This window comes from Subsaximicrobium wynnwilliamsii, from assembly GCF_007997225.1.
Taxonomy (GTDB): Bacteria; Bacteroidota; Bacteroidia; order Flavobacteriales; family Flavobacteriaceae; genus Psychroserpens; species Psychroserpens wynnwilliamsii.
The window spans coordinates 1-20,497 of sequence record NZ_VORM01000026.1; the positions used below are offsets into that span (position 1 = coordinate 1).

Annotated in this window: 17 protein-coding genes; 7 read left to right on the forward strand and 10 right to left on the reverse strand. The window is 41.1% G+C overall.

Annotated features, from left to right (window positions below):
• The first annotated feature begins 1,149 nt into the window (after positions 1 to 1,149).
• The gene (locus tag ESY88_RS21180) at positions 1,150 to 1,371 is read left to right on the forward strand and encodes a hypothetical protein (RefSeq protein WP_189702642.1); all 222 of its coding nucleotides are present in this window, start codon (positions 1,150 to 1,152) and stop codon (positions 1,369 to 1,371) included.
• 296 nt (positions 1,372 to 1,667) lie between these two features.
• On the opposite strand, the gene ESY88_RS16990 is transcribed toward ESY88_RS21180, so the two are convergent.
• Together ESY88_RS16990 and ESY88_RS16995 are read right to left on the reverse strand one after the other, a co-directional pair.
• Positions 1,668 to 2,552 carry a DUF808 domain-containing protein gene (locus ESY88_RS16990; protein WP_147087818.1) on the reverse strand — a complete coding sequence of 295 codons (885 nt, stop codon included), beginning with the start codon at positions 2,550 to 2,552 and terminating at the stop codon, positions 1,668 to 1,670.
• 139 nt (positions 2,553 to 2,691) lie between these two features.
• The gene (locus ESY88_RS16995; RefSeq protein ID WP_147087821.1) at positions 2,692 to 3,444 is read right to left on the reverse strand and encodes a CDP-alcohol phosphatidyltransferase family protein; all 753 of its coding nucleotides are present in this window, start codon (positions 3,442 to 3,444) and stop codon (positions 2,692 to 2,694) included.
• A gap of 159 nt (positions 3,445 to 3,603) precedes the next feature.
• Between ESY88_RS16995 and ESY88_RS17000 the strand changes: the two genes are divergently transcribed.
• The gene (locus ESY88_RS17000; RefSeq protein ID WP_147087924.1) at positions 3,604 to 4,644 is read left to right on the forward strand and encodes a putative type IX sorting system protein PorV2; all 1,041 of its coding nucleotides are present in this window, start codon (positions 3,604 to 3,606) and stop codon (positions 4,642 to 4,644) included.
• Complete coding sequence (gene lnt, locus ESY88_RS17005; protein WP_147087824.1) at positions 4,644 to 6,230, forward strand: apolipoprotein N-acyltransferase; 1,587 nt, start codon at positions 4,644 to 4,646, stop codon at positions 6,228 to 6,230. Before ESY88_RS17000 ends, lnt begins: the two co-directional genes overlap by 1 nt.
• Before the next feature lie 537 nt (positions 6,231 to 6,767).
• On the opposite strand, the gene ESY88_RS17010 is transcribed toward lnt, so the two are convergent.
• Positions 6,768 to 8,162 (reverse strand): sugar transferase, encoded by a 1,395-nt coding sequence (locus tag ESY88_RS17010; RefSeq protein WP_147087826.1) that lies wholly within the window; start codon positions 8,160 to 8,162, stop codon positions 6,768 to 6,770.
• A 1,338-nt stretch (positions 8,163 to 9,500) separates the two neighbouring features.
• Between ESY88_RS17010 and ESY88_RS17015 the strand changes: the two genes are divergently transcribed.
• The 4 genes from ESY88_RS17015 to ESY88_RS17030 all read left to right on the forward strand — a co-directional run bounded on the left by ESY88_RS17015 (position 9,501) and on the right by ESY88_RS17030 (position 11,239).
• Positions 9,501 to 9,734: a hypothetical protein gene (locus ESY88_RS17015; protein ID WP_147087829.1), complete on the forward strand. Its 234-nt coding sequence runs from the start codon at positions 9,501 to 9,503 to the stop codon at positions 9,732 to 9,734.
• Entirely contained in the window at positions 9,734 to 10,051 is a 318-nt protein-coding gene (locus tag ESY88_RS17020; RefSeq protein ID WP_147087832.1) for a type II toxin-antitoxin system RelE/ParE family toxin, read from the forward strand. Before ESY88_RS17015 ends, ESY88_RS17020 begins: the two co-directional genes overlap by 1 nt.
• Positions 10,052 to 10,688: 637 nt before the next feature.
• Positions 10,689 to 10,922, forward strand: coding sequence for a hypothetical protein (locus ESY88_RS17025; RefSeq protein ID WP_147087833.1), 234 nt, complete (start codon positions 10,689 to 10,691; stop codon positions 10,920 to 10,922).
• Entirely contained in the window at positions 10,922 to 11,239 is a 318-nt protein-coding gene (locus tag ESY88_RS17030) for a type II toxin-antitoxin system RelE/ParE family toxin (protein WP_147087836.1), read from the forward strand. Before ESY88_RS17025 ends, ESY88_RS17030 begins: the two co-directional genes overlap by 1 nt.
• Positions 11,240 to 12,328: 1,089 nt before the next feature.
• Here the strand turns inward: ESY88_RS17030 and ESY88_RS17035 are convergent.
• From ESY88_RS17035 to ESY88_RS17065, 7 genes are all read right to left on the reverse strand, one after another.
• Positions 12,329 to 13,345 (reverse strand): glycosyltransferase family 4 protein, encoded by a 1,017-nt coding sequence (locus ESY88_RS17035; RefSeq protein WP_147087839.1) that lies wholly within the window; start codon positions 13,343 to 13,345, stop codon positions 12,329 to 12,331.
• Complete coding sequence (locus tag ESY88_RS17040; protein ID WP_147087841.1) at positions 13,302 to 14,687, reverse strand: O-antigen ligase family protein; 1,386 nt, start codon at positions 14,685 to 14,687, stop codon at positions 13,302 to 13,304. Before ESY88_RS17040 ends, ESY88_RS17035 begins: the two co-directional genes overlap by 44 nt.
• A gap of 38 nt (positions 14,688 to 14,725) precedes the next feature.
• Entirely contained in the window at positions 14,726 to 15,799 is a 1,074-nt protein-coding gene (locus ESY88_RS17045) for a glycosyltransferase (RefSeq protein WP_147087844.1), read from the reverse strand.
• A 187-nt stretch (positions 15,800 to 15,986) separates the two neighbouring features.
• A complete protein-coding gene (locus tag ESY88_RS17050; protein ID WP_147087847.1) occupies positions 15,987 to 17,105 on the reverse strand; it encodes a glycosyltransferase family 4 protein in 1,119 nt (372 codons plus the stop codon).
• Positions 17,106 to 17,316: 211 nt separating this feature from the next.
• Positions 17,317 to 17,808, reverse strand: coding sequence for a GNAT family N-acetyltransferase (locus ESY88_RS17055; protein ID WP_147087849.1), 492 nt, complete (start codon positions 17,806 to 17,808; stop codon positions 17,317 to 17,319).
• Positions 17,805 to 18,875 (reverse strand): lipid II:glycine glycyltransferase FemX, encoded by a 1,071-nt coding sequence (locus tag ESY88_RS17060; RefSeq protein WP_147087852.1) that lies wholly within the window; start codon positions 18,873 to 18,875, stop codon positions 17,805 to 17,807. The genes ESY88_RS17055 and ESY88_RS17060 overlap by 4 nt, the downstream gene beginning before the upstream one ends.
• Complete coding sequence (locus ESY88_RS17065; protein WP_147087855.1) at positions 18,875 to 20,488, reverse strand: hypothetical protein; 1,614 nt, start codon at positions 20,486 to 20,488, stop codon at positions 18,875 to 18,877. Before ESY88_RS17065 ends, ESY88_RS17060 begins: the two co-directional genes overlap by 1 nt.
• Positions 20,489 to 20,497: the final 9 nt, after the last annotated feature.

The following is a 20,497-nucleotide window of genomic DNA, read 5'->3' on the forward strand; positions in this document are numbered from 1 at the left end:
TAAAAATACGAAAACTCTTTTAGGAATTACCGCATTGCGAACTCTAAGGCTCCTCAGAAAGGATTGTTCCCAATAAATTTCAACTCAGCGAGAAGATGTTGGTGGAAAACACCAACATCGGCAGCTCGACCATGAACAAAACCAGCACGCAGGTTTACGGTTTCAAAACATACTGTTTAGAGAATAAATAAGCTTTTTTTAATTCGAAATTCCGGTTCCAGCAAAGCCATTGTTGGTGTTTTCCACCAACAATCACAGCAGAGTGAGACGAATGCTCACATAAAAAACTAAATCCAATTTCAACCGCAATGCCATCTTTGATGTTTCCCACCAACAGCACCGACCGAGTGAAGCCAAGGATGAATTGAATCGAAATCATGAATTCAGCGAAGCCATTGTTGGTGTTTTCCACCAACAATCCCAGCAGAGTAAGACCAGGGTTAACTTAAATCGAAATTATCTATTTATTTGAAGGAAGTTAAATGACAGGTTTCACTGAACCACTATAATTCAAACAGATTTTTGCAAACCATTTTATCCTTTGCATGATCCATAATCCCAGTGAACGAGAAGATGTTGGTGGAAAACACCAACATCGGCAGCTCGACCATAAACGAAACCAGCACGCAGGTTTACGGTTTCAAAACATACTGTTTAGAGAATAAATAAGCTTTTTTTAATTCGAAATTCCGGTTCCAGCGAAGCCATTGTTGGTGTTTTCCACCAACAATCCCAACCGAGTGATCCCACCGCAAATAAAAAAACTAAAAATAGACTATTTTACAGATTTCCTTACCTCTTTGACGGAAGTTGAAATGCCAGATTGAACCACAATCCCGGTTAACGAGAAGATGTTGGTGGAAAACACCAACATCGGCAGCTCAACCACGAACGAAACCAGCACGCAGGTTTATGGTTTCAAAACAAACCATTTCTAGAATAAACAAGCTCGTTTTAGCGAGAATCTGATTCCGGCAAAGCAATTGTTGGTGTTTTCCACCAACAATCACAACCGAGTGAGACCAAGGATGACTTAAATCGAAATTATCTATTTATTTGAAGGAAGTTAAATGACAGGTTTCACTGAACCACTATAATTCAAACAGATTTTTGCAAACCATTTTATCCTTTGCATGATCCACAATCCCAGTGAACGAGAAGATGTTGGTGGAAAACACCAACATCGGCAACTCGACCATAAACAAAACCAGCACGCAGGTTTACGGCTTTGAGACATACTGTTTAGAGAATAACAGGTTTTTTTCAATTCGAAATTCCATATCCAGCGAAGCCATTGTTGGTGTTTTCCACCAACAATCACAGCAGAGTGAGACCAAGGATGACTTAAATCAAAATTATCTATTTATTTGAAGGAAGTTATATGACAGGTTTCACTGAAACACTATAATTCGAACAGATTTTTGGAAACCATTTTATCCTTTGCATGATCCACAATCCCGGTTAACGAGAAGATGTTGGTGGAAAACACCAACATCGGCAGCTCAACCACGAACAAATCAGCACGCAGGTTTACGGTTTTAAAACATACTGTTTAGAGAATAAATAAGCTTTTTTTAATTCGAAATTCCGGTTCCAGCAAAGCCATTGTTGGTGTTTTCCACCAACAATCACAGCAGAGTGAGGCGATTGCCCGTAAAAAGCAACCTTCACCCCTTAACCATCCCATACACCTTCTTAGCGCCCATCATCAAAACCAAAGCCACAGCACCAACTGCCAAGCCCACAATGAAATCACGGATGAAAGAGGGGATGCTCTCCAAAAAGTGATGCATAAACTCCAAGTTGTGCACAAAAATTCCTCCGGACACCAAGAGCAAAGCGATGGTACCAATCACGCTAAGGCTTTTGACTATTTTGGGCAATGCCATAACCAAGAAGTTACCAATACTATAGAAAAATCCTTTTTTGTCTTGATTGAGTTTCATGAGCTTGTAGCCCAAATCGTCCATACGCACAATGAGCGCCACAATGCCATAGACCCCAACGGTGGCGATGATGGCCACTATGGAAACCACAATGATTTGAAACAACAATTCCCTACCTACCACCGTGCCAAGCGCAATGATCACGATTTCAACCGAAAGGATGAAATCGGTAAGAATGGCCGATTTGATCTTGTCTTCCTCAATGGCAAGAATTTCTTCTTTAGGCAGTTCCGCTTGTTCCAACCTTGAGGTCTCTTCGCCTTTGGGATGGTGTGGCACAAAATACTCATAAATTTTTTCCGCACCTTCATAAGCGAGATAGACCCCGCCTAATATGAGAATAACGGTCACGCCTGTTGGTAAAAAGGCACTCAGCAAAAACGCAATGGGGAGGATGATAAGCTTGTTCAAAAACGAGCCTTTGGTTATGGCCCATAAAACCGGTATCTCGCGTGAGGATACAAAGCCCGACGCTTTTTCAGCATTTACGGCCAAGTCATCGCCCAGAATACCCGCGGTTTTCTTGGTAGTGATCTTGCTCATGGCCGCCACATCGTCCATAAGAGCACCAATATCATCAAAAAGCGCAAAAAATCCTGAAGCCATGTTGTTGTTTATTGTTAAGTTGTGAATCTGTTATTTTGAACTTTGAACCTGCCTGCCGTTAGGTAAGTAGGTCTTGAACTTTGAATTTTGAACCTTGAATTTTAAACCTTGAATCCTGAACCTTGAATTTCAAAACCCTTCATTCCGCAGTAAGCGATTTAAATAGCATGGAGGTTAAGAAATAGCCCAAGATCACAATGGGAATTGCAATAAATTGAAACAGTACCACCATGACTAAAGTGAACATGATAAAACCATAACGCACCACATTCCGTTTGAAACTATAGTCTTTAAATTTCAGGGCGAATAATTTAATGTCGGCGTTGAGCAAATAGCAGCTCAGTAAGGTCAGTATGATCAGAAACCACGGATTGATGATAATTTCGGTAATGAGATTGCTATTCTGAAACTCCAAAATGAGTGGCAAAGACAAGATAAGCAGGGCATTTGCCGGTGTTGGTAGGCCTTTGAAATAGGTCTGTTGGTCTTCATCAATATTGAACTTGGCCAAACGGTAGGCGGAAGCGAGTGTGATAAAGAGTCCGCTGAGTGCTAAAACTGGCATGTGCACACTGCTAAATTCAAAGTCGCTGCTCCACTCCTTGGCAGTTGATAGTTCTTCGGTATCCAAGCTAATGGCTAGCAATTTGAACATCACAATGCCGGGCACCAAACCGCTGGTCACCATATCGGCGAGTGAATCCAATTGAATCCCCAAATCGCTCTGCACGTTCAACTTTCTGGCTAACAATCCGTCGAAGAAATCAAAGAAAATACCTAGAAAAACGAAGATGGCTGCCGCCACAAAATTGTTGTAAACTGCAAATAACACTGCAATACTTCCGCTGAAGAGATTGAGCAAGGTCACAAAATTGGGTATGAATTTTTTCACAGACGTATGTTTAGTGGGTGTAAAAATAGCAAACTATTTGTGACTAACAGCTTACATGTGCAATAATGGCCTTCCTTTACAGTTAAATAGATGAAAATTATTGTGCATCTTTGTAAAAAATTTTAGCTATTGAAATATTACGCTATCATTGTATTATCCATGATCTCGTTGCTAAGTACCGCTCAAACCACCCGTAAATACTCCAATGAGTTTTTAAACATTGGTGTGGATGCAGCGGCTTTGGGCATGAGCAATGCAGTGTCCTCCCATACTTCCGATGTGAATGCGGGCTATTGGAATCCTGCCGGCCTGGTCAATTTGGAAGACAACCAATTGGCACTTTTTCACTCCAGTTACTTCGCCAATATTGCCAATTACAACTACATCGCCTTTGCAAAACCTTTAGACGATAAAAGTGCGGTGGGCTTCTCCTTGATTCGTTTTGGGGTGGATGACATTCTGGATACCACACAATTGATTGACGACCAAGGGAACATCAATTACGACAGGGTAAGCCTCTTTTCAACTGCCGATTATGCACTTACTTTTTCTTACGCCAGACGCTTGCCGCTGGACGGTTTCAGCTATGGTGTGAATGCCAAGGTGGTGCGACGCATTATTGGCGACTTCGCCTCGTCTTGGGGCTTTGGTCTGGATGCTGGCATTCAGTTTCAGTCTAAAAACGACTGGAAATTTGGCATCATGGCCCGTGACATTACCACCACCTTCAATGCCTGGAGCTTTGATGATGAAAAATTAGCCGACATCCAAAACGCGGTGGAAGGCCAAAATCAAACGGTGCCAGAAAGTACCGAGCTCACGCTTCCGAAATTACAAATCGGACTCTCAAAAAAATTCGTCTTCCATTACGATTACTCCTTACTAACCTCCTTTGACCTCAACGTGCGGTTTGCCGAAACCAATGACATCATTTCCACCTCCGTGGCCAGTATCAATCCGGCCCTGGGCTTTGAATTTGGCTATACCGATTTGGTGTTTCTAAGAGCCGGCGCAGGGAATTTTCAGAACGAACTCCAATTGGACAATACAGAGAGTCTAAGCTTTCAGCCTAGTCTGGGCTTAGGTTTCAAATATAGAGGCATTCAAATTGACTATGCCTTTACCGATATTGGCGACCAAAGTGCCGCCTTATATTCCAATGTATTCTCATTAAAACTTGACTTTAGCATCTTTAGATAGTGAACAAATTTCTACTCGCCCTCATATCCGGATTACTACTTGCCCTAGCTTGGCCAACCTACGGGTTTCCGCTCTTGCTCTTTTTTGCCTTCGTGCCCTTATTGTTGGCCGAACAGCAATGGCGACACAGTGACAGCAAACGCAAAGGCTTAAAAATATTTGCAGCCTCCTACCTCACATTTTTCATCTGGAACCTCGTGACCACAAGTTGGCTAAGGCATGCCGATTTGTTTGGCGCCAGTTTTGCGGTTTTGGTAAATTCAGCATTGATGGCGGCACTCATCCTGCTCTACCACTATTACTCGCGACGCCAATCGCTAAACCGATCGCTCTTGTTTTTGGTTGCCCTTTGGATAAGCTTTGAGAAAATGCACCTCGCTTGGGAATTTTCATGGCCCTGGCTCAATCTGGGCAATGGGTTTTCAGAGTACATCTCTTGGATCCAATGGTACGAATACACCGGCACTTTTGGCGGAACGCTTTGGGTGTGGCTGGTAAATGTACTCGTCTTCAAAGGCGTATTGGCCTATAGGAAAGCAGGCTCAAAAACGCTTTTAAAATCGGTTTTGCTGAAGACGGCCGCATTCATCATCGTACCTATAGCCATTTCATTGGTCATCTATTACAACTATGAGGAAGAAGGCGAAACCGTAAACATCATCGCGCTACAACCGAATATTGATCCCTATTCGGAAAAATACAAGGTCTCCAACCTCAAGTTTGCCGAACTGTTCAAAGACTTATCCGACTCCAAAATCAGCGATTCCACCGATTTTGTCATTGCGCCCGAAACCTATTTTGCACAGAGCATCCGTTTGCCTCAATTTGACAAATCCCTATTAAAAAATAAGTTACAGCAGTATGTTTCCGCGCACCCGCAAATCAATTTGCTTACCGGCATTTCCTTTATAGACGATTTTCACGACCCCGAGCGTGTGGGCCCGCAAACCAATCAGTACGGTGCCAACACTTGGTACAATGATTATAATTCCGCGATATTCATCAATACTTCAGACAGCGTTGCGCAGTACAACAAGTCCAAGTTGGTGGTAGGGGTTGAGAATTTCCCCTACCAAAGCATTCTGAAACCCTTAATTGGCGATGCCATGATTGATTTGGGTGGCACCGTTTCCATGAAAACCACCCAGGATTACCGAGGGGTATTCACATCCTCCAACGGAAAATTCAAGGCAGCACCCATCATTTGTTACGAATCGGTTTATGGCGAATTTGTAACCGGCTACGTAAGAAACGGCGCCAATTTCCTGACCATCATCACCAACGATGCCTGGTGGGGCGAGACCCAAGGTCACAAACAACATTTAAGCCTCGCCCGTTTGCGCGCCATAGAAACCCGTCGTGCCATCGCCAGAAGCGCCAATACCGGAATCAGTGCCATCATCAACGCCAAAGGCCAAATCACAAAACAATTGGCCTACGGACAAAAAGGCGCCCTCTCCGGCAGTCTCATCGTCAACGAAAAAGAAACCTTCTACGTCCTCGCCGGCGACTACATCGCACGCATCGCCATATTCGTGATGATCTTCGTATTGCTGATTGGTTTTTTCCGAAAAGAAAGAGTTTGACGCTACGCGGAAGACGAGAACGAAGATGAAGATGAAGATGAAGATGAAGACGAAAGAGAGGAGACCGGAGACGGGAGACGGAAGATGAAGATGAAGATGAAGATGAAAGAAAGGAGACCGGAGACGGGAGACGGAAGATGAAGATGAAGATGAAGACGAAAGAAAGGAGACCGGAGACGGGAGACGGAGGATGAAGATGAAGACGAAGATGAAGATGAAGATGAAGACGAAGATGAAAGAAAGGAGACCGGAGACGGGAGACGGAGGATGAAGATGAAGATGAAGATGAAAGAAAGGAGACCGGAGACGGGAGACGGAAGACGGAAAACTGCGACTGCGACTGAAGACGAAAGAAAGGAGACCGGAGACGGAAGACCGAAGACGGAAAACTGCGACTGCAAATTGCGACTGAAAACTGAAGACTGCGACTGAAGACGAAAGAAAATAGACCGAAGACTGCAGACTGTAAACTGCAAACTACCCACTACCTACTACCTACTACCTACTCCCCACTACCAACTACCCACTAACAACTAACTACTGTCCCCGATAATAAATAATCGTACTAAACGTCTTGACCACAATATTGAGATCCAGAAACAGACTCCGGTGCTTGATGTAATAGAGGTCGTACTGCAGTTTGGTCAAACTATCATCCACCGAAGCCCCGTAGCGCGTGTTCACTTGTGCCCAGCCTGTGAGTCCGGGTTTTACGATATGTCGGGTTTCGTAGAAGGGGACGACCCCAGCCAATTCCCTCACAAAAAACGGACGCTCGGGTCTGGGACCTATAATACTCATCTCCGCTTTGAGCACGTTCATGAACTGCGGAACCTCATCCAATCTGGAGCGTCTCAAAAACTTACCGAAACGCGTGATGCGCACATCATCTTTCTGTGCCCATTTGGCGCCTGATACTTCCGCATCAGTGACCATAGTGCGCAGTTTATAAATTTTAAAAACCTTCCCATTTTTGCCCACCCGGTCTTGGATATAAAACACAGGCCCTCTATTGCCCATAAGATTGCCAATGAGCACGATCGGCAAAAGACAAAGTCCGAACACTAAACCAATTACCGAAAAAATAAGATCGAACAAGCGGTGGAAAAAAAGATACAAGGTATTTTGATTGCTTCGGCTAAACGGAAAAAACTTATAGAAATCCTTCCCAATAAACTGAATGGGCACCCGGCGGGTCAATTCCTCATAGACCTGGGTATATTCCCTAATGATAAAACCGCGATCCAACAAGTGGATCAAATCACGGTAAATGCTGGTGGTAATGATTTCAGAATTATAGGTGGCAATTAAAATCTCCGATACCTTTTCGCCCTTGATAACCTCCAAAAGGGCATGCCCCTCAAACTCGATGAGCCCGGTAGTATTCACCGAAGCCTCTGTTTTCGTTTCACAATTGATAAAGCCAACGATCTTGTAATTGGGATCCATTTGTCTTAAGGGCTGCACAATATTCTCAATGTTGGAGATTTCGCCTACAAGCAGCACTTTTTTATAAAACCGTGGGGAGGATACAAAATTGATATAGGCAAAGCGCCACACAAACAGGCTAAACACCATGCACAGAAAAAAGAACAGGATCTGAAACCGGTTCATGGGCAAGAACGGTGTCAATACCGGCGTAAGCATATAAAACAGCACCGTAACCGATACCGTCAAAACAATATTTCGAAACACCGTATCCAGCTCACTTGATTTCTGAAGATTATAAATTTCAAAAACCGTCCCAAAAGCCAAAATATAAACCGCCAGCACCGCAAGCGCCAACCAATTATCGGGCCTGATCTGCAGGTAGTCAAAGCTAGAACTCAGCTCCAAGCAATAGAGCCCGAAAAATACCACAAAGAGATCCATAAGCCGCAAAAGGATCTTGCGTTCAGACACTTCAAAATGAATATTTTTCTTTTTACCCATAGTCCCAATTAGGGTCTAAATATATAAAGTTATACATCACCGTCTCACAAAAACAGCTTTAAATCGTCATAATCCCAAATCTTACTTGCAATTGGTAAATTCTTAAACTATTGAGCCTATTTTTCGCGGTCTACATCGATTGCAAAAGATGAAATAGTGTTTTAGCTTTTGGTTTTTAGCTTTTAGCTTCTAGTCTCTAGTCTCTAGACTCTAGCGTCTTAATTCTTCGTTCTAGCTTCTAGTCTCTAGCGTCTTGATTCTTCGTTCTAGCTTCTAGTCTCTAGCGTCTTGATTCTTTGTACTTAATACGCCCTTCTAACTTCTTCATTCCATACCATCATGCCACTAATCCCAAATCCCAAATTCCTAATCCCCAATGCGTCACAATCAAGTCTAGCTTCTAGCTGTCTAGATTCTAGCATCTTAATTCTCAATTCCTAATCCCCAATCAAAAATCGTAAATCGTAAATCAAAAATCCCCAAGTCCTAAGTCTTACGTCCCTTCCAGTCTTATGTCTTATTCAACCTAATCCCAAATTCGTCACAATCAAGTCTAGCCTCTAGCTGTCTAGATTCTAGTCTCTAGCGTCTTGATTCTTTGTACTTAATACGCCCTTCTAACTTCTTCATTCCATACCATCATTCCACTAATCCCAAATCCCTAATTCCTAATCCCCAATACGTCACAATCAAGTCTAGCTTCTAGCTGTCTAGCCTCTAGACTCTAGCTATCTAGATTCTAGCGTCTAGCGTCTAATTCGTGCCGAATAAGCCTTGCCCCAACCCGCCGCGGCGGGTGGCTTATTCTAAAATTAGTTTCTATTTGAGAATTATTACTCCCTCAGGCAGAACGAACAAAAATCCGGATTGCCTTACGAATTTTTTAATTATTTTGACTAAAAGCCGGCAAGCTGGTTCGTGTCAGAGTCAAGTCTAGCCTCTAGACTCTAGACTCTAGCTTCTTAATTCTTTGTACTTAATACTTTGTTCCATACCATCATTCCACTAATCCCAAATCCCTAATTCCTAATACCTAATTCGTCACAATCAAATCTAGCCTCTAGCTGTCTAGATTCTAGCATCTTAAATCTTAATTCCTAATCCCCAATCAAAAATCGTAAATCGTAAATCAAAAATCCCCAAGTCCTAAGTCTTACGTCCCTTCCAGTCTTATGTCTTATTCAACCTAATCCCCAATGCGTTACAATCAAATATAGCCTCTAGCTGTCTAGTTTCTAGCATCTTGGTACTTTGTACTACTATACACTTAATTTCTCCAAACCAAAAAACCTCTTACCGAGTTTGATAATTTAGTATCTTTGATAAAAGTCAATCGAAATGAATTTAGAAACTCGAAAAATAGAATTTGTCCAGGAATTTTTAAAACTTCAAAGCGAAGACGCGATTGCCCGACTCGAAAAACTATTAGAACAACAAAAAATGACCCCCGACCAAAAACGACTTGCCCCTATGACCCAAGCGGAATTGAATAACCGAATCGACCAATCAGAATCAGACTTCCTCAATAATCGCTATAAAAGCAGTGCCGAACTCTTAGCCAAATACGAATAATGGCATTCAAAATCATTTGGTCTGAATTTGCCGAAATTCAATTGGACGAAATCTATGAATACTACGAAAAGAAAGCAAGTTCAAAAATTGCTGCGAAACTCGTTAAAGGAATTATCAGCGCACCTGGAAAATTGATAACATCACCTTACATCGGACAAGCAGAAGACTTACTCAAAGAAAGAAAAATCCAATATCGTTATTTGGTTTTCAAAAACTACAAACTGATTTACGCTGTTGACAAAGAAAACGGATTTATAAAAATTGCCGATGTCTTCGACACACGACAAAATCCGCCAAAAATGAAACCCACAAAATAAACCCCATTCGAAATTTCCATCCGCGCAAATCTGCGAAATCCGCGGGAAAAATAATAGCCGCTTCCAAACATCGATTATAAATCTCAAGTGAAATAAAATATGCAGGCAACATAAGCGTACAAAAGCCAAAATAAAACCCAACCACCACCCCAATTAGTTACAATCAAGTCTAGCTTCTAGTCTCTAGCTTCTTGGTTCTTAATTCTTTGTTCCATACCATCATTCCACTAATCCCAAATCCCTAATTCCTAATCCCCAATACGTCACAATCAAGTCTAGCCTCTAGGTTCTAGCGTCTTGGTTCTAGCGTCTTGGTTCCATACCATCATTCCACTAATCCCAAATCCCTAATTCCTAATCCCCAATGCGTCACAATCAAGTCTAACCTCTAACTGTCTATATTCTAGCATCTTAATTCTCAATTCCTAATCCCCAATCGTAAATCGTAAATCAAAAATCCCCAAGTTCTAAGTCTTACGTCCCTTCCAGTCTTATGTCTTATTCAACCTTATCCCCAATCAGTCACAATCAAGTCTAGCATCTTGGTACTTTGTACTGCTTTACACTTAATTTCTCCAAACCAAAAAACCTCTTACCGAGTTTGATAATTTAGTATCTTTGATAAAAGTCAATCGAAATGAATTTAGAAACTCGAAAAATAGAATTTGTCCAGGAATTTTTAAAACTTCAAAGCGAAGACGCGATTGCCCGACTCGAAAAACTATTAGAACAACAAAAAATGACCCCCGACCAAAAACGAGTTGCCCCTATGACCCAAGCGGAATTGAATAAACGAATCGACCAATCAGAATCAGACTTCCTCAATAATCGCTATAAAAGCAGTGCCGAACTCTTAGCCAAATACGAATAATGGCATTCAAAATCATTTGGTCTGAATTTGCCGAAATTCAATTGGACGAAATCTATGAATACTACGAAAAGAAAGCAAGTTCAAAAATTGCTGCGAAACTCGTTAAAGGAATTATCAGCGCACCTGGAAAATTGATAACATCACCTTACATCGAACAAGCAGAAGACTTACTCAAAGAAAGAAAAATCCAATATCGTTATTTGGTTTTCAAAAACTACAAACGGATTTACGCTGTTGACAAAGAAAACGGATTTATAAAAATTGCCGATGTCTTCGACACACGACAAAATCCGCCAAAAATGAAACGCACAAAATAAACCCCATTCGAAATTTCCATCCGCGCAAATCTGCGAAATCCGCGGGAAAAATAATAACCGCTTCCAAACAAGGATTATAAATCTCAAGTGAAATAAAATATGCAGGCAACATAAGGGTACAAAAGCCAAAATAAAACCCAACCACCACCCCAATTAGTTACAATCAAGTCTAGCTTCTAGCTGTCTAGATTCTAGCATCTTAATTCCTAATCCCCAATCAAAAATCCCCAAGTCCTAAGTCTTACGTCCCTTCCAGTCTTATGTCTTATTCAACCTAATCCCCAATACGTCACAATCAAGTCTAGCTTCTAGGTTCTAGCTTCTAACTCATGCCGAATAAGCCTTGCCCCGGTCCGCCGCGGCGGATGGCTTATTCTAAAATTAGTTTCTATTTGAGAATTATTACTCCCTCAGGCAGAACGAACAAAAATCCGGATTGCCTCGCGAGTTTCTTCATTCTTATAAAAAGCAGGCAAGCTGGTTCGTGTCACAATCAAGTCTAGCTTCTAGCTGTCTAGATTCTAGCATCTTAATTCTCAATTCCTAATCCCCAATCAAAAATCGTAAATCGTAAATCAAAAATCCCCAAGTCCTAAGTCCTAAGTCCCTTCCAGTCTTAAGTCCCTTCAAACATACGTCCCTTCCAGTCTTATGTCTTATTCAACCTAATCCCCAATGCGTCACAATCAAGTCTAGCCTCTAGCTGTCTAGATTCTAGCATCTTAATTCCTAATCCCCAATCAAAAATCCCCAAGTCCTAAGTCTTACGTCCCTTCCAGTCTTATGTCTTATTCAACCTAATCCCCAATGCGTCACAATCAAGTCTAGCCTCTAGCTGTCTAGATTCTAGCATCTTAATTCCTAATCCCCAATCAAAAATCCCCAAGTCCTAAGTCTTACGTCCCTTCCAGTCTTATGTCTTATTCAACCTAATCCCAAATTCGTCACAATCAAATCTAGCCTCTAGCTGTCTAGATTCTAGCATCTTAATTCCCAATCCCCAATCAAAAATCGTAAATCGTAAATCGTAAATCAAAAATCCCCAAGTCCTAAGTCTTACGTCCCTTCCAGTCTTATGTCTTATTCAACCTAAGTCCCTTCAATCACCGACATCCACCGCCCCCTAACCTCAAACCAATCAAACTGCCCAGCAAACGCCCTAGCATTTGCACTAAGCAACTCCAAGCGGCCTTCATCCTCAAACAAGCCCACAATCGCATTGACCATCCCGGCAACATCGCCATTGTCAACCAAAATCCCGTTTTCCCCATCGGCAATCAAATAAGGCATGCCGCCCACATTGGTCGAGACCACCGGAAATCCCAGAGCCATGGCCTCAATAACGCTCACTGGCATATTATCCACGGTACTGGTATTGATGAAAATGTTGTAAGCTTTTGATTTTTCGATCCATTCGGGCTTGGTTAATTTACCGGTAAATGCAACTTCAACCTGCAACTGCGTTGCCAAGTCCTTTGTGTTTTGAAAAGCCCCATCTTTGTCTGGCCCTATCATGCATAGGGAAGCCTCATAGCCTTTCGCTCGCAGACCTGCTAAAACCTGCACCGCCATGTTAGGGTTGTAGAGTGCCGCAAAAGAGCGCACCCATAACAATTTGGGCTGGGCATACTCCTTTTTAATCACAGGGTATTGATCAAGGGCAATGCTATTGGGGATGTAAGAGATGTTGGTATAGCCCTGCGCTTCAAAAGCCGACTTCAAATACAGCGAGGGCGCCACATTCACTTTGGCATTCGCAAAGAGCATTCTAGAGAGTCTTGGGCTGTTTTCAAGCCGAGCTGGCAGATTGCCACCGTGCAAAATGGGCAGGTACCCCAAGCCAAACAGCCGCGCCAATTGGGAGGTTACCAGCGCATAGTAAAAGTTTTGTGTGCTATAGGTATCAATGAGGATAAGATCCACGTGCTTGCGCTTAGAAATCAAAGTCCAAACCATATCCCAAAGCCGCAGCACTTTATTGGATTTGGAAGACGCATAAATCAGCCCAAAGCCTTCCTGTTCCAACAAAGGCCCCAAAGTACCCATGACCGAAACATTGGCATTAGCGCGGTTTAAATTGTTTCCTAGGTAGAGGAGGTTTTTCATGGGTTACATTTAAAAGGGCGAGTGCATAGATAAAAGCAGGCGCTGCAATACGCATCGCCGAGTGGTTAATGGTCGCAAACCAAAACGCCAAAAAGGAATAAAAAAAGATATTGTTACGGTTTCTACTCCTAAAATCCAGCGGTTTGAAAATTAGAATTATCAAGATAAGAACCCCAAAAATACCATGTTCTGAGAGCAAACGGCTAATTTCATTGTGTGAGGCAGTGATTTTACCAGTATCCTCCAAGCGCTCCTGTTTCATGCCATTGGCGCCAACGCCTAAAAAGGGGTGCTCTTTAAAGCCGGCAAATTCATCAACAAAAAGATCTACGCGACCCGTGGAAACATCCTTTTTTTCCCTACCCAATGCATCCTCATTTGAATAGCGATTCCCCACCAAGCCACTGGATTGGTTCAAACTAATGACCCAAGTCAATAATGACACAAAAAGCAAAAGTAAAACAGAAACTATAATTTGTTGTTTCTGTTGGTACTTCGACCTCCCAAAATAAATGACTAGAAAAGCGCCAATAACAAGAACGGCTGCTAAAACACCACCGCGACTCAAGGTCACCAAAGCTCTAAAGGACACTGCCGCCAAGAGCACAAGATTAAACAGCTTTAAAAATAAACTGGGCGATTTCATAAAAAAACGCACGGTCAGGGCGAACATGCCCAATCCTAATAATGTGGATACTTGATTTGGACCAAAGCCACCTGAGGTGGCATAGTTAGAGCCTGTGCTCGTCAGCACCTCTTTCACACTCGGATTGTATAAAAATAAATGGGTGGCCATGGTAATGATGGGATAGCTCATACAAGCCACAATTTGGAGCAAGACCTGCATACTTACTTTTTTTCCGTAACAATACAATGCGGACACTCCCAAGCACACGGGGCCACTCAACACAAAGGCGATACTGGTTCTAAAATTTAGATCGTAACCCAAGGTTGTTGAGGCGACGAGAATAGAAGGCACCAACAAGATCAAATAAATAAAATAAGGATAGCCTTTGCCAGAAAGGCCATCAAAGAACATCCCCATCAGCATCAATAAAATCACAAAGTACTTAGAGAATTCATAAAACAAGCCGCCACCGGTCATTCGAAATAGGGATTCTGCCGCTACAAAATAAGATGCACCAAATAAAACCCAGATGAGCTTTTCATGTTTTCCAGTAACGATGATCTTGAGCACAAAAAAAGCACAGACCAAGGAAAAATACACCGTTGAGAACTGCGGAATCAAATTGATAAACACCCCCATGAGGATGTGCAGCACAACCAAGGCCACATAAGTATCATTGGTAAAACGGTAACGCTTGCGGCGTTTAGCTTGCATAAGTGGAAGAATATTGGTTTGGCAAATTACAGCTTTTTTTAGAGGCTGTCATAAAACGTCATCAGTTTATCCCGAACCGCCAGTGCTGAAAATTCCTTTAAAACATAACCCTTAACTAACTTGGCTATTTGCTGTCGCTTATCGGCGTCCGCAATCAAAACCATCAGTTGCTTCGCCAGAGGCTCGGGACTATTGGCTGGCACTAAAAATTCGTGAAGGGTTTTGGGCAGGACGCTGCTACAATCGCCCACATTGGTGGCCACAATTGGCAAACCGCCCAAGCCATATTCCAAAAGCGCCAAGGGCAAGCCTTCTGAAGCAGAGGCCAATACCCCAATATCAGCTTGATGGATAATCGCGCTGCTGTCTGGACAACTGCCGTAGAAAAACACCTGTTCTTGCAGCTGCAATTGGCTTACAAGTTCGTAAACCGAGTGCGCATAGGCATCCTCAAAATCCTGCCCCACACAATGCAAGCTCCAATCGGGATGGTGGCTATTCACTATTTCAAACGCTTTTAAAAGCGTAGGATGGTCTTTTTGAGGCCTCAAATTAGCCAGGCACAAGATCCGTTTTCCGGGCGTTCCTTTTAATTCAGTCTGTAGAACTTGTGCCGCATCTGCTGTTGCAAAATTGGACAAATAACTGACCCGTTCACATTTCAAATGGTTTTTTGCCCAAGTTTCCAGCACGCTGTTCACGCTCAAAATCAGTGAAAAATACTGCGAGCAAAGTCGAAGCATTTTATATTGGCGGGCTTCCAAATAGTCGCTATTGCCATAATGGTCATGCCAAACGATTTTCAAACCAGGCCTTAACAATTTCATGAGCGTGGCCATAAAAAAAGAAGTGGAATGCGCATGAATGATGCTAATCTGCTCCTGTTTGATATAGCGCTTCAATTTCATGATGGCAGCGCTATCAATCTTAGCGGTTTTATTCAAAAACAGATAAGAAACCTCAGGTTTCAAAGAAGCCTTCAATAAGCCTTCCTGACGCGTGGCACATAAATAAGAGCGCTCAATGCTTTCAGAAAGTGTATTGGCGATACTAACCGCCATCCGTTCCGCCCCACCAGCTTCCAAACTATCTATCAATTGCAATACGCGCATTGGTGCTATTGTTTATGGTTTATTGTTATTTTTTATTGCACATCTAAAGGGCTCGCCTTGCGAGCGAGACTAAGCCTATCGGTTATCTGTTGGCGGTTGTCCGTTCTCAGTCTTCAGTCTTCGGTCACCCTTCACCCGTCAAATTAATAAATCAAATATCCTCAATCAACAAGTCCCCTTCGGGGATTTAGGGGATCAAAACCTCCGCAATATCCGCCTCCAACCGATCAAACGTGTACTGCTGAGACCAGTCCAGAGCCGCTTCAGCCATCGCATCCAAATCAGCCTGTTCTAAAGCCTTAACAATGGCTTCCACCGCAGCATCCAAATCGGGCGCAATCAAAATACCACGAGTGCCATCCCCCAACATCCAGCCGACACAGGAAACAGGGGTGGCTATGGGAATACAGCCAAAAAACATGCCTTCCGCCACTGCCTTGGGCCAGCCTTCACTTTTGGATGGCAAAATATTAAAATGGGCTTCCATTAAAGCCGCTTTCACAACAGATTTATCCTGATTTCCATATAAATTAACAATGGCCTCGAGCTTATGTGATTTAAGGTAAGCTTGCAATTCTGGCATCAAAGGGCCATCGCCATAGAGATGTAGCTTTACAGGAATCCCTTTTTGATCTAAGGCCTCCATGATTTGAATCGTCAACAAGGGCCGTTTCCCCACCACCAAGGCACCGGCAAATACAAAGTGCAAGGTGTCACTATAATTCTTGGGACTAAACGCTACCTTTTCAGATTCGTGATAGGTGGCTGAAATAAAAGGGTGGATGTTGCTGGTTTCGTGCGGCCATTCGCCATAAACCAACACCTGCATGTTTCGGGTTAAGAAAGTATTTCTTAAAATAGCTTGCTGCAAACGGTAGGACCAAGGTTGCTTGCTGTTGGGGTCCCAATTGCCTGCATATTTGGTGGACTTTTTTTTATATGGAAAAAAAATCTGTGCAAAACAAGCGACCAAACTCACATTGGCAGGACATCTTAAATGAATGTGGTCTGCCTGACGCATGACCTGAATGCATTTGAAAAAAATATAAGGGACTTTAAATGAGGTTTTAAAAACATCTAAAAGACCTAAAATATTAAAATTTGGAACTGGAACAAATGTGATCTTTTTATTCTTATACGGAGTATCAATAGCATCCACCTCGTTGTTTGGCTTCTTGATACCAACCACAATTAGCTCGTCCACATACCGCCCCCACAAATTCATTTCATTTACATAAGGGCCGTAACCGTAAAAATGACCATCCTCAAAGCTGTGTTGCACTAAAGTAAATATTGCTAATCTCATAAAATAAATTTAATCTCTAATCTCGGTTTCTAACTATTAGTAAATATTCGAACATTTATTATCATAATTAAAATATCATCTTGATTTTAAACTGTTGCTCGCTTATTGACATCTCCAAAGCCTCTAATAAAGTCTTGTTTAATTTAAATACTAAAAACATTTTGAATTAAATTAAACGATATACTAGTTTTAATAATAGCTTCTAAGTTATTCACTTTGATAAAATATTTTTAGAATATTCAACTCTCGGTTTGATGTAAAAAATCAACCATCTTTTAGTATCTATAGATACATATTTTTCAAAACCTGCTTTTTCAATACCCTTAATTGATCCAGCATTGGATTGATTGACGATCACGAAAACTTCTTTTGCTCCTAAATTCAAGGAATTCTTTGCAATACAATTTATAACATATGGATAAATGGATTTGCCTCTAAACTCTGGGTGGGTAAAACAATTCCCAATAACAGGGCCTCGTTTTTTTATAAGTCGCAGTAAAAATACCTCATTATAAATATAGCTTTGATGAATTAGCAAATCATTTTTTTCTATATAATATTTTGTACATCTACCAGATTGACGATCTATTTTTAAATCAAATTTAAATGGTTCTTTCTCTAAATAGGGAACATAAGTCTCCATCCTATAGACATAAGATTGTATACTTCTAACTTTTAAATTGTTGATAATTTTTTTTATCATTGAAGCTTTGATAATAAACTAGAAATCTTACGCTTATAAGGTTTTATGTATTTTTCGATAGTAATAAATATTCCAAATACTGCCGGCCTAATGACACTGTAAAAATGAGGATTCTCATAGGTGATGGCTTCTGTACCAAAGCGCGCTTTAAAATCTTTTACCCCCTGTGAGCCACCCATGGAAATATTATAGCCAATGAAACCCAGCTCGAAGCTCCTCTTGACAGCCTCCCATTGTAACATATATCCCAATTTTATGTCAGGCTTTTCCTTAGTAACGCCTCCCATGATATTGGTAAGATGTCCTGCTGCAATAATAAAAAAAGCCGATGCCTTTATTACACCATCAACATATATATTAATAAAAAAAGCCTGATGACCCTTGATCAAATTTAAAATAACGTCCTTTAAATCATCAAATGACCGAATGTCATAGCCTGCTTCTTTAGCATTGTCTTCAATTAGAGCATAGCCATTCTTTATTTCTGCTATATGATTGGCATAAGTAACTTGTGTATTTTTTCTATAAGGTAGCCTGATGTTCCGTCGCACTTTTGGAGATAAAGACTCTAAATAGTCATCGGGTTTAAGATAATTAGAAAAATCGACCCAATTGAGACCGTAAGAACAATATACATAGTCAAATAGTTTACCTCTTTTAAATTTATGGTAAGTATTCTGAACTTCAGCACTGGAATAAACATGATTCTTTATTTTAAAATTATTGGAAATTGGTAGACTTACTTGCACATAACAGCAATTAAGCCATTTAGCTCTAGCGCGTATTTGCCCTAAAATAGTTTCTAAATTGGCCTCATAACCTCTCGTTACGATAGGGCCATGCGGAATAATATAAAATTTAAAGAATAACACTTTTGGGATAACGACTCCGAAGCCGCCAATAATAATATCATCTTCAAGCGCAATGCCCACTTCATAATCGAAACCATACGAAAGGTACGATTTCAACCAATCTGATAAAATCAAATGACTCGCTCGCGGATTAACCGCAACATAGGCATCCCATTTGTCTAACCACTCTTTATCTTTAGTAAAAAAAAAATCCATTACACGCTCACTTTTCTGGCGCCAATTGCTGGGTCACCATTCACAAATATCAACCCTTTCTCGTCACAGTCAAAGCTAACTTTTTTATACATATCAATGTAGTTTTGAAATTCTGATAATGTAGGATTCCAAATACTTCGCTCCGCAATTTTTTTAGATAGATACACGAAATTAGCGTTCACATATTTATCTATTGTATTTTGATCCTTTAATAACCTACCATGATGGTACGATAAAGGCACAGAAAAATAGGTATGGGCTATAAATACGCCCTTTTCTTCACATAATAAGTCAATATTGGCTTTACATAAAGACGCTTTAAAATCAACCATTTCCAAAGTTTGAAACACCTTAAACGTATGGCCAGATATATCATGATTAAAGAGTAACGGCGTATAAATTGCCAATGGATAGGTATTGGTCTTTTTTGAATTCCAAAAAAGTAGTACACTAGTAAAGGCAGGTAAAATATTAAAAGCATGCTTCATTAAACTTCCTAGGGCACTTAATTTCTTATTTATAAAGAAAGCCTTCACATCAACCGCCAGTAATTTATAGGATTGTATTTTCTTGTCATCATTAAAATAATGAAAGAACATGTTCTTGACCATCAAACTTATTGATTTTTTTAAGCCAAGACCTTCTACGCCATCCCAAAAGCTTTTTAAAGTAAAATGATTCGGGTTTAATTGATTGATAACGCCTTTGGCAGATGTGCCAGTGTCAATATAATTCCAAAGCGTTTTAATATGTTGAGACGAAAGTTGGTTTGAGAAATCATATTCCTCTAAACCCATTTTTTTATAAAGCGAAAAGTTGTAAGGTTGATACCCGTGGTCAATCCAAACTTTAATTGCGTTTAGCGGCGCTTTGAATTTAAAAAAATCGCTTAAGCTTTCTAAATCCGTTTTAATAGATTGGGATAAGGAGTGGTAAGCTAATTCATGTCCATCCAAAACCCATTTCTCCAACTCTTCTTTATGCAACTCCCATGAAGCATTGTCGGCTCTTGTGGAAAACTGATTTAAGAAAAAGCCTTTGGTAATTTTTATTTGATGGGTTTTAAAGAACTGGCGTTGTATTTTCAAGTTTTCTAAGGTGTCAAAATCACAGTGATCGGTAAAACAGGCAATGGCGGTAAAAGGAAATTTAGATCGACTCAATTCAATGCCCGCATCTGGCGAAAGCAATAAAGCCAACGGTACATCCAAATGCAAATCACTTGCTGCAGATGTTACGAGTTTTGAGTTTTCGGGACCGGTATAATTGACAATAGGTTGTGCTAATTTTGCATTGAAATGCCAGAACAAGCTATTTGGAAATTTTGGAGACACTTCCCATATCCCACACTTATGATTGGCCTGTATGATTTGACCATTAGCCATTTGGAGGATCTTAGGAGAAAGCTCAGTAGCAATACCTCTCGACTCTACTGTTTTCCATTTGCAATCATGATCTCTAAAACGCTTAATTTTTTGGCTAAAAGTAATTTCTAGACTAAAACTTTGTTGCTCAAAGTCACCACTGTAAATCTCATATTTGAAGTCGTGTATTTTATTAAAAGGAATGTCCTTTTGTAACTTTGACGAATGTGTGCTTACTGATGTAATCATATATAGTTC

Coding starts and splice junctions, on each gene's coding strand:
- ESY88_RS17040 (WP_147087841.1), bottom strand. CDS start 14,687: ATGCAAGCTAAACGCCGCAAGCGTTACCGTTTTACCAATGATACTTAT.
- ESY88_RS17030 (WP_147087836.1), top strand. CDS start 10,922: ATGGCATTCAAAATCATTTGGTCTGAATTTGCCGAAATTCAATTGGAC.
- ESY88_RS17055 (WP_147087849.1), bottom strand. CDS start 17,808: ATGATAAAAAAAATTATCAACAATTTAAAAGTTAGAAGTATACAATCT.
- ESY88_RS17000 (WP_147087924.1), top strand. CDS start 3,604: ATGATCTCGTTGCTAAGTACCGCTCAAACCACCCGTAAATACTCCAAT.
- ESY88_RS16990 (WP_147087818.1), bottom strand. CDS start 2,552: ATGGCTTCAGGATTTTTTGCGCTTTTTGATGATATTGGTGCTCTTATG.
- ESY88_RS17065 (WP_147087855.1), bottom strand. CDS start 20,488: ATGATTACATCAGTAAGCACACATTCGTCAAAGTTACAAAAGGACATT.
- ESY88_RS17010 (WP_147087826.1), bottom strand. CDS start 8,162: ATGGGTAAAAAGAAAAATATTCATTTTGAAGTGTCTGAACGCAAGATC.
- ESY88_RS17050 (WP_147087847.1), bottom strand. CDS start 17,105: ATGAGATTAGCAATATTTACTTTAGTGCAACACAGCTTTGAGGATGGT.
- ESY88_RS17025 (WP_147087833.1), top strand. CDS start 10,689: ATGAATTTAGAAACTCGAAAAATAGAATTTGTCCAGGAATTTTTAAAA.
- ESY88_RS17035 (WP_147087839.1), bottom strand. CDS start 13,345: ATGAAAAACCTCCTCTACCTAGGAAACAATTTAAACCGCGCTAATGCC.
- ESY88_RS17020 (WP_147087832.1), top strand. CDS start 9,734: ATGGCATTCAAAATCATTTGGTCTGAATTTGCCGAAATTCAATTGGAC.
- ESY88_RS17060 (WP_147087852.1), bottom strand. CDS start 18,875: ATGGATTTTTTTTTTACTAAAGATAAAGAGTGGTTAGACAAATGGGAT.
- ESY88_RS17015 (WP_147087829.1), top strand. CDS start 9,501: ATGAATTTAGAAACTCGAAAAATAGAATTTGTCCAGGAATTTTTAAAA.
- ESY88_RS17045 (WP_147087844.1), bottom strand. CDS start 15,799: ATGCGCGTATTGCAATTGATAGATAGTTTGGAAGCTGGTGGGGCGGAA.